Raw genomic sequence first — 10,232 nt, 5'->3', positions numbered from 1 at the left:
CATGCGGTATCGCCGCTGTCAATCTTGCTGTCGGCAATGGTGGTAACGTCAACCGATGGATAGAGGAGTGCGAGCACCACGACCACCACCAGGAGTAAAAAGGGTAGGATTTTTTTCATTTCGCGTTTTTTAGTTAGGGTTAATTGTGTTTTTAATTAAAAAAGTTATAAAATATCAAGTTTTTAAAATGAATTATGAGTTTAATTTTGATTTAGACAAACAAAATGTGTTTAAATATTGATTTTGTTTTAGCTAATGTAATAAAACAATCATTTTATTGAAAATAATTTATAAAATATCTTCTTAAAATTCATTATCTTAAAATAATATGCTCTAAACAATAAATTTGAATGTGTTTTTTGAGTTGTTGATAAAAACTACAGGCAAAAATATTGGCAATCGAGATTGAGCGATCGCCTTTAATTTGTTATATTGTAAATAAAGGCGTTACATAAAAATGTATACATTTGGTTAAGTAACCAGTTATGAAAAAATTTATCGTGCCTTTATTTATCCTGTTTTCAGTAAACGCTTTCGCACAAAAGCAAAAATCGGTAATACTATATCCTGATGGTATACCAGGTGCAAAACCTGCTCCTAAAACATATGTTGAAAAGCTGGAAGAAGGGAGCTGGATATTAAAAGTAAGCACGCCTACCCTTACGCCCTATTTGCCTGCTCCGGGTACGGCTAACGGCACGGCGGTAATTGTTTTACCCGGCGGCGGCTACGCGGGTTTGGCATCAATACACGAGGGCGATGCCATAGCAAAGGAATTTAATAAGATAGGTGTTACGGCATTCGTGCTTAAGTACAGGCTGCCTAATGATTCTATTATGGCAGATAAAAAGATAGGCCCATTGCAGGATGTGCAGCGTGCCGTGCAAATGGTACGTGAACGCGCCGCCGAGTGGAAGATAAAACCGGACAGGGTAGGCATCATCGGTTTTTCGGCAGGCGGGCACCTGGCATCAACAGGCATCACTCACTTTAATAAGGCGGTCATCCCCAATAAAAATAACACTAACCTGCGCCCTGATTTTGGGATGCTGATATACCCGGTAATAAGCTTTGGCGAATTTACCCACCAGGGCTCGAAGGAAAATTTGATCGGCAAAGATCCTTCAGCCGATGTGGTTAGGGAATTTAGCAACGAGTTGCAGGTAACACCCGAAACGCCACCAACGTTTTTGGTACATGCCGAAGATGATACCGTAGTGCCGGTGCAAAACAGTTTGCATTTTTACAACGCCTTACTAACTAATAAAGTAAAGGCCGAAATGCACCTGTATCCAGCGGGTGGTCATGGTTTCGGGCTGGTAAATCCAACCACAAAGGAGCTATGGTTCAACAGCCTCGCCAACTGGATGGCATCCAACGGATGGCTTAGTAAATAAGTTTGCGGTTTGCAGTGAGCAGTTTGCATAAAAGTTTTAAAAATATAATCAGTGCACTGCAAACCGCTCACTTTATTCTACTCAACAATCTCTAATAGCTCATTCAATTCCGTAACCTTATCGGCAGAGCCAAGGTGCTCGTAGGCGCTGATCAGGTTGCGGATAACGCGTTTAATAATATCTGTATTGGAGCAGGGTTCGTAAAACTGCTTGTCAGGGTTAAGTTTAAGCTGCTTTAAAAACATATCCACATCCCTGCGGCCAAAAATAAAGCCCTTGTTAAAGGCATTTATGTAGAACAAGATGCCGCTTTCAAACTCACTTTGGCTACCCTCATCAAGGTAAGCTAAAATAAAGTGCTGCGGCAGGTTAACGCCATAAACCGGTATATCCAGTTTTTGGGCTACTATAGAGTAAATAATGGCAAGCGAGATCTGGTTGCCCTTTTTGGTTTCGAGCACCTGGTTCAGATAACTATTTTGTGGGTCTTGATGATTGGTGGTATTGCCGCTAAAGCCATATATATTGTAAAACACATGGTTTATCAGCTTTACCTGCTCAACGGGGCTGCCCTCATTCATCATCTGCAGCCATATATCGCGCTTAATGGCCTCTATCTGGTTAATCACTTTCTGTTCATCAAGGTCGGGATATTGATAACGGTTAATGATAAGCGCGCCTTGCAGCAGATCGAACGCGCCGCTGTGTATCCAAAGTTTCAGATCATTTTTTAACAGCCCGAACTGTATTTCATGTACCAGGTTGGCAATGCGCTCCTGCAAAAGCGGGTCAAATGCTTCGGTAAACGCGGCTTCAAGGTGTTCTATCGCTCCTCCGCCTAACGAGCGTAATTTTTGGTGCACATGCTCAAATATCTCCTGATCGGGGTCATCGAGCAGTTTTATCAGTGAGTTTATTTCTGCGGTATTTAACATGCTTATAAGTAAAGTATCAGTAATTATATAATTTTACAACCATGTTCAACATCAGGTTTGCTGCCGATTATTTAAGGCATCGTTTTAGTGCCAAAACCCGTCACGGTATCCACTCGCCATTTGTTTACCATTTGGTTGATGAAGTAATATACGATTTTGCACCCAAAAAAGTGTATGCCCATATAGAGCAGGTACGTAAACATTTACTTGCCGATGACCGCAGCATTACCGTGACTGACCTTGGCGCTGGCTCGCATGTAAACAACAATAAGCAAAAACGCATTGCCGATATTGCCAAAAACGCGCTTAAACCACCCAAACTGGCTCAACTGTTATACCGCCTGGCAGCACACTCCAGGCCCGAAAGTATTATTGAGCTGGGTACCTGTCTTGGCGTTACTACGCTGTATCTGCAACAGGCCGCCCCAAAGGCAAAAGTATATACGCTTGAAGGTTGCCCCCAAACAGCAGCGGTAGCCGGGCAGCAATTTGCCGGTCAAAAGTTGAACGATATTGCGCTTACCGTGGGTAATTTTGACGATACTTTATATAATATAATAAACAGCCTGCCTAAACTCGACTTTGTGTTTGTTGACGGTAATCATCAAAAGGAAGCTACGCTGCGGTATTTTGAATGGTGCCTGCCCCATGTACATGAGGATACCTTACTGATATTTGATGATATTTACTGGAGCGAAGGCATGAAAGAAGCCTGGGCCCAAATAAAAGCCCATCCACAGGTAACAGCCACGGTCGATTTGTTTTGGATAGGCCTGGTGTACTTTAAAAAGGGGCAGGCTAAGGAGGATTTTTTGGTGAAGTTTTGATGGGGCACAGAAAACCCGTCATTGCGAGGTACGAAGCAATCTCTTTGAGCAAATCAAGTAGGAATGTTGTAAAGAGATTGCTTCGTACCTCGCAATGACGCCTAAAACTACGCTAACCTGAAGGGGATTAAAATGCTTCAGCCAAACTTAAATATAAACCGCTTTGGCGCTTTTCGCCGGGGCGTTGCTCGCCGAGGGCATAGTCAACACGCATGCTCAGGCCTTTTTCTACGTCAAAAAAGTACCGGCCGCCCAGGCCATAGCTTGGTTTTAAGCCATCCAGGTCAAAATCATTATTAAATACTTTGCCTACGCCGCCAAACCCAACAATGCCAAAACGGCTGGTTATACGGTAGCGCAGTTCGGTTTGCGCTGCGATCAGGTTCCGATCGCGAAAGCGGCCATTGTAGTAGCCGCGCATAATTTCGTCATTACCCAGTGCCGGTAACAAATAAAATGGCTCGCGCGAGCCTACCAGGCTTTGCTCCTGCGCGTTAAAACCCAATACCAGTTTTTTGCTAAGCGAAAAAAATTGCGCGTACTCAATGTTTAGCAGGCCGCCGCGATAATCATTATTACTGAACATGCCCTTCATGAAATTAAAGTAAGCGGTAACTACTGCGCCTTTGGTAGTGTAGGTGTTGTTATTGCGGTCGTCAAAAACAAAGCTTGGCCCGGCAAACAGTATGCTGCCGCCTCCGGGCTGCTGGCTGCGTTGCAATGTTTGGTAAATGCCTCCGGGCTCCTTATCGGTAAACTTATAATCGAGGCCGCCGGCTGTAATACCTATGTATAAGTTTTTGCTGATGCGTTTCTCAGCGGTCAGGTTTATACGCAGGCGTTTTTGGCCAAGGCGGTCAAGATCGGCCTTGCTGGTTTCATTGCCTGTACCAAAATAATCAAACGGAAAGTTAATGTAGCTAACGGTGGCTGTATAATGATACTTGTTTTGCGGTGTCCAGTAATTGGTGCTCAGGCTAAAACGGCTCTGGCCTTTGGTGGTAATGGTAGCATAGCCAAATATGTTTGATACGCGGGTACCCTCATTCAATGTATCCGTATAAAATGAATACAGTGCCGAGCCGCCGCCTTCTAAACCTGTTTCGGGGGCTGAGCTAAGTACCGGTAATATAAAAAAGCTGCTATGCTTGCTGCTATCCTGCTCAAACAGCATTTTACGTACAAATTTTGGTAAAAAGCGCATTTGGGCAAAGGCAGGTTGCAGGCCCGTAACCAGTAAAAGCGCTATAAAAAGTTTTTTCATCAGTAATGATAAAGGTGCTGCTAAGATGCGAATTTATTATAACAGCATAACCCGGTTTTGTTTTACCATAACTTAAAATGATGTTACGCTTATAATATATTATGGTACGCTTTGCGCACGATTTCAGATTTTAAAATAAGCATCCCAACAAAATAGCTACTTTTGCAAAAAATTAACAAGTAACCATCATGAGTACAGAAGCAAGAGGGCCGATATCACAGTTTATCGAGAAAAATTATCTGCATTTTAATGCCGCGGCATTGGTTGATGCTGCCAAAGGGTATGAAACACATTTAACCGAAGGCGGTAAAATGATGGTTACCCTGGCCGGTGCCATGAGTACTGCCGAGCTGGGTATTTCGCTTGCGGAGATGATCCGCCAGGGAAAGATCGATATTATATCGTGTACAGGTGCTAACCTTGAAGAGGATATCATGAACCTGGTAGCGCACTCGCACTACAAACGCGTACCTAACTACCGTGATCTTAGTCCGCAGGATGAGTGGGACTTGTTAGAGAACCACTACAACCGTGTTACTGATACCTGTATCCCCGAAGAAGAAGCCTTCCGTCGTTTACAAAAACATATACATAAAATATGGAAAGATGCCGATACCGCCGGTGAACGTTACTTTCCGCATGAATTTATGTACAAGATATTGCTGAGCGGCGAGTTGGAGCAATACTACGAGATTGACCCTAAAAACTCGTGGATGCTGGCTGCTGCCGAGAAGAACCTGCCGATTGTTGTACCGGGCTGGGAAGATTCAACCATGGGTAACATCTTCGCCTCATACGTGATTAAGAACGAGATCAAAGCTACTACCATAAAAAGTGGTATTGAGTATATGGCATGGCTGGCTGATTGGTATGTAAAAAATTCGGAAGGTAAAGGCATCGGCTTTTTCCAGATCGGCGGCGGTATAGCGGGCGACTTCCCGATATGCGTTGTGCCAATGCTTTACCAGGATATGGAGATGGAGAATATTCCGTTCTGGAGCTACTTCTGCCAGATATCTGACTCGACCACTTCATACGGTTCGTACTCGGGCGCGGTGCCTAATGAGAAGATCACCTGGGGTAAGCTGGATGTGAATACACCGAAATTCATTGTAGAGTCTGACGCGACCATTGTAGCGCCGCTCATTTTTGCCTGGATATTAAAACAATAAACAAAAAATCAAAAATGATTTTTGTCAACAAAAAATGTGTGGCTAAACAGATATACACAAAAAATGGAAATAAAGGCCATTTAAAGCGTTTTTAGCCTTGTTTAGAACGATTATAAATTGTTGATAACTGTCATTTCTTTGTCAGCCATACTGTAATAAATTTTACTTTTGTGGCTGTAAAAATTGGATAAACGGCATCAATACCGTCCTGTTTTTAAAATTTTAATAAATATAATTCAGCATAAACACGCTTTATGAGAAATATCTCATTACTTTTTAAACAATTTTCAAGAACGGTTTTACTGCTTGCGGGCCTTACTGCAATGACCACTGCGGCCAATGCTCAGGGCGATCCGAAGAAGGGTGAAACTATTTTTAAAGCCAAGTGTACTGCCTGCCACAAGATCGATAAAAGGCTCGTGGGTCCGGCCCTTGGTCCGCAAATTACGTCGGAAACTGACGATGCTTATCTGATCAAATGGATACAGAACAGCCAGGCGTTGGTAGCTGCCAAAAACCCTAAAGCGGTAAAGATCTTTAATGAGTACAATCAGATCCCGATGACGGCTTTCCCGGAGCTGAGCGACGCTGATGTTACCGACATTATCGCTTATGCCCGTGATGAGCAGAAAAAGCTTACCGCTGCCCCTGTTGGTGGTGCAACATCTGCTGCTCCTGCTGAAACAGGCCCAAGCGCATTGTTGATCTGGGGGTTGATCGGCGTTATCGTTATCGCGTTCATCGTTATCCTGGTATTGAACAAGGTAATCGGCACGTTAGAGCGCCTGTTGCTTAAAAACAAAGACCTGGTAATTGACGAGGAGCCTGAAGTTGAGGGCGAGCCTGTTGACCGCTTGGCCGGGATAAAAAAGCTGGCTAAAAATAAAAAGCTGGTATTCTTTGTAGTGCTTTGCGGCGCTATCGCGATGGGTAGCTGGAGCTGGGTAACCATGTGGAACACCAACATGCACCAGGGCTACCAACCGGTACAGCCAATCAAATATTCACATGAGCTGCACGCAGGTGCCATGAAGATAGATTGCCAATACTGCCACTCAGGCGCATACAAATCTAAAAACGCTTCAATCCCGTCGCTCAACGTTTGTATGAACTGCCACAAAGTAGTTAAAACCGAGTCGCCTGAGATCCACAAGATCTATGACGCGCTGGGTTACGATCCGGACAAGGGTACTTATGACAGCACACAGGCTAAACCAATTCAGTGGGTACGTATACACAACCTGCCTGACTTTGCTTACTTCAACCACTCACAGCACGTAGTAGTTGGCGGTGTAAAATGTCAGCAATGCCACGGCCCTATCGAAACCATGCCTGAGGTTTACCAATACTCACCGCTTACCATGAAATGGTGTATACAGTGCCACAAACGTACAGAGGTTAACTTTAAAGGTAACGCTTATTATGATAAGATGACCAAGGTACACGACATGATCAAGAAGGGTGAGAAAGTATCTGCAGCCGTAATGGGTGGTTTAGAGTGTTCTAAATGTCACTATTAATATCAGAGATTTAAAACTTAGCAATTACAGTTTATATAGCTTAAATGGATAGCAATAAAAAATACTGGAAAGGTTTAGAGGAGCTAAACAAAACGCCGGAATTTGTTGAGAAAAACAAGCACGAGTTTGCCGAGCCGCTTCCGATTGAGGAAGTATTGAGCGGTGCAGGCCTTGCTTCAAGAACTCCGCGCCGTGATTTCCTTAAAGCACTGGGCTTTGGTGTGGGTGCCGTTACATTGGCTGCCTGCCAAAAAGTGCCTGTTCATAAATCAATACCATACCTTATAAAGCCTGAAGAGGTTACCCCTGGTGTGGCTAACTACTATACTTCAACTTATAACGGCCACGCAATTTTGGTTAAAACCCGCGAAGGCCGCCCAATTAAAGTTGAAGGTAACCCAGGTGACCTTTTAGCAGGTGGTGGTTTGAGCGCGCAGGCGCAGGCATCAGTGCTTGACCTGTATGATACCAACCGCCTTAAAGATCCGCAATTAAACGGCGGCGATGCAGGCTGGGATGAAGTGGATGCTTTTGTAAAGCAACAACTGGCGGCTGCACAAGCCGGCGGTAAAAAGATCCGCATTATCAGCTCAACTGTTCACAGCCCGTCAACACAAGCGGTAATTAACGATTTCATCGCTAAATACCCTGCCGCGGCACACATTAACTACGATGCTTTCTCGTACACAGGCATAATACAGGCTAACCAGCAAAGCTTTGGTAAAGCGGTATTGCCACATTATAATTTTGATAAGGCTGACGTTATTGTTAGCGTTGGTGCCGATTTCCTGGGTTCATGGATCTCAGGTGAGGAGTTCACCAAGCAATACGTATCAAACCGCGGCAGCAAGGCGCTTGAGTCTAAAAAGATGTCGCGCCACATTCAGTTCGAGAGCGGTATGAGCATCACCGGTACTAACGCCGATGCCCGTATCCCTGTAAAAGTATCTGAAGAAGGTTTAGTACTTGTAGCGTTATATAATGCCATATCAGGCACTACGCTGCCGGGCACTAAAAAACTGGAAAGCGCAAAAGCCGCTACAGCGGTAACACTTGCTGCTAAGGAGTTGCTTGCCGCCAAAGGTAAAGCGCTTGTGGTAGCAGGTTCAAACGAGGTGGCTAACCAGGTTGTGGCCAATGCCATTAACGTATTGTTAGGCAGCTACGGCGCTACTATTGACCTGGATAATCCATCAAACCAATACAAAGGTAACGATGCACAATTCGTGGCCTTTATAAATGAAGCTAAACGCGGCGAAGTTGGCGCAGCCATCTTCCTGAACGCTAACCCTGCTTACGATTACTTTAACGCGAAAGATGTTAAGGACGCTTTGGGTAAAATCAAGCTTAAAGTATCTTTCTCGAGCCAAAAGGATGAAACTGCTGATCTGGCCAATGTTATTGCGCCAAACCATCACTACCTTGAATCATGGGGTGATGACAGCGCGGTATCAGGCTACTATACAGTATTGCAGCCAACCATCAACCCGGTATACAACACCCGTCAGGCTGAGCAGAGCTTACTGATATGGAGCGAGAACGCGGTTACTGATTATTACACTTACGTACGCAATAACTGGGTTAATAACCTGCTTACTTTAGGCGGCCTGTCAGGCCAGAGCGGTTGGGAAACTTTACTGCAAACCGGTTTTGTAAAAGTTGCCCCTAAAACTGCTGCACCGGTTACCAATGCCGCTAATGTAAGTGCTGCCGCGCAACTGATCGCTGCTAACAGCGCGAAGCTTGCTGCAAGCGGTGATGATAAAGTTGAACTTCAGCTTTACATCAACACGGCCATTGGTGATGGTAGCTATGCTAACAACCCATGGTTGCAGGAGTTGCCTGATCCGGTATCAAAAGTTACCTGGGACAACTATGCTGCCCTTGCACCTAAATATGCTGAAAAGCTTGGTGTTGAAGAGGGTGACGTAGTGAAGATAGAAGCTAACGGTTACTCAATTGAAGTACCTGTATTGTTACAGCCGGGCCAGGCTCAGGGTACCGTTTCGGTAGCTGTAGGTTACGGCCGTACCCATTCGGGTTTGGTAGGTAACAGCGTAGGTAAAAACGCTTATCCTTTTGCAAGTTTCAGCAATGGCACTATCGGTAAAACACTGGTAGCTACCATTTCAAAAACAGGTGAAGTATCGCCGCTTGCCCAAACTCAAACACACCATTCATACGAAGGTCGTGACGTTATCCGTGAGGTTAGCTTAAAAGAGTACTTAAAAGACCCTGCCGCAGGTACTGACCACGGTAAGGAGCATAAAACATACGATTTGTGGGAAGCCCACGAGCGCCCGGTTTACGACTGGAAAATGGCTATCGACCTTAATGCCTGTACCGGTTGCGGTGCTTGTATTGTAGCCTGCAGCGCCGAGAATAACATCCCGGTTGTTGGTAAGGACGAGGTTCGCCGCCGTCGTGAAATGCACTGGATCCGTATTGACCGTTACTACAGCTACGAAAAAAACGGACAGGCGGCAGCCGACGAGGAAACCGGCCTGGTAACTAAAGAGAAAGAGATTGCCAAACTGGAAGATCTTGATCACGTTACCGTGGTGCACCAGCCAATGATGTGCCAGCACTGTGATCACGCGCCTTGCGAAACAGTGTGCCCGGTACTGGCTACCGTACACTCATCAGAGGGTTTGAACCAAATGGCATACAACCGTTGCGTAGGTACACGTTACTGCGCTAACAACTGTCCGTACAAAGTACGCCGCTTTAACTGGTTCAACTACTGGAATGATTCACGTTTTGATAACTACCTGCAAAACGAGCATACGCAACTGGTGTTGAATCCTGACGTTACTACCCGTTTCCGTGGTGTGATGGAGAAATGCTCAATGTGCGTACAACGTATACAAGCCGGTAAACTGAAAGCTAAGATCGAGAAACGCCCGCTTACTGATGGCGAGATCAAAGTTGCTTGTCAGCAAACCTGTACTGCAAACGCTATCATATTCGGTAATGCAAATGATCCTAACTCAGAGCTTTCAAAAGCACTTAAGAGCGAAAGAACTTATTACGTGTTACAGGAGCTTAACGTACAACCGGGTATTGGTTACCAGGTAAAGGTTAGGAACACTATTGAAAACGAATTAGCTTAATTAT

Annotated in this window: 7 protein-coding genes; 5 read left to right on the top strand and 2 right to left on the bottom strand. The window is 44.9% G+C overall.

Annotated features, from left to right (window positions below):
* The first annotated feature begins 485 nt into the window (after positions 1–485).
* On the top strand, positions 486–1,397 hold the full coding sequence (locus LJ707_RS18105) for an alpha/beta hydrolase (protein ID WP_228953673.1): 912 nt from the start codon (positions 486–488) through the stop codon (positions 1,395–1,397).
* Between the two features lie 77 nt (positions 1,398–1,474).
* Here the strand turns inward: LJ707_RS18105 and LJ707_RS18100 are convergent, their stop codons facing one another.
* Positions 1,475–2,332 (bottom strand): transglutaminase-like domain-containing protein, encoded by an 858-nt coding sequence (locus tag LJ707_RS18100; protein ID WP_228953671.1) that lies wholly within the window; start codon positions 2,330–2,332, stop codon positions 1,475–1,477.
* A gap of 41 nt (positions 2,333–2,373) precedes the next feature.
* Between LJ707_RS18100 and LJ707_RS18095 the strand changes: the two genes are divergently transcribed.
* Positions 2,374–3,159 carry an O-methyltransferase gene (locus LJ707_RS18095; RefSeq protein WP_228953669.1) on the top strand — a complete coding sequence of 262 codons (786 nt, stop codon included), beginning with the start codon at positions 2,374–2,376 and terminating at the stop codon, positions 3,157–3,159.
* A 127-nt stretch (positions 3,160–3,286) separates the two neighbouring features.
* On the opposite strand, the gene LJ707_RS18090 is transcribed toward LJ707_RS18095, so the two are convergent.
* Positions 3,287–4,423 (bottom strand): polymerase, encoded by a 1,137-nt coding sequence (locus LJ707_RS18090; protein ID WP_228953666.1) that lies wholly within the window; start codon positions 4,421–4,423, stop codon positions 3,287–3,289.
* A 188-nt stretch (positions 4,424–4,611) separates the two neighbouring features.
* Between LJ707_RS18090 and LJ707_RS18085 the strand changes: the two genes are divergently transcribed.
* The 3 genes from LJ707_RS18085 to LJ707_RS18075 all read left to right on the top strand — a co-directional run bounded on the left by LJ707_RS18085 (position 4,612) and on the right by LJ707_RS18075 (position 10,228).
* Positions 4,612–5,595 (top strand): deoxyhypusine synthase family protein, encoded by a 984-nt coding sequence (locus LJ707_RS18085; protein ID WP_228953664.1) that lies wholly within the window; start codon positions 4,612–4,614, stop codon positions 5,593–5,595.
* Positions 5,596–5,849: 254 nt separating this feature from the next.
* Complete coding sequence (locus LJ707_RS18080) at positions 5,850–7,115, top strand: c-type cytochrome (RefSeq protein WP_228953662.1); 1,266 nt, start codon at positions 5,850–5,852, stop codon at positions 7,113–7,115.
* 44 nt (positions 7,116–7,159) lie between these two features.
* Entirely contained in the window at positions 7,160–10,228 is a 3,069-nt protein-coding gene (locus tag LJ707_RS18075; RefSeq protein ID WP_228953654.1) for a TAT-variant-translocated molybdopterin oxidoreductase, read from the top strand.
* Positions 10,229–10,232: the final 4 nt, after the last annotated feature.

It is taken from the genome of Mucilaginibacter sp. UR6-1, from assembly GCF_020880975.1.
Lineage (GTDB): Bacteria > Bacteroidota > Bacteroidia > Sphingobacteriales > Sphingobacteriaceae > Mucilaginibacter.
This window is presented reverse-complemented; position numbering and strand designations above follow the sequence as displayed.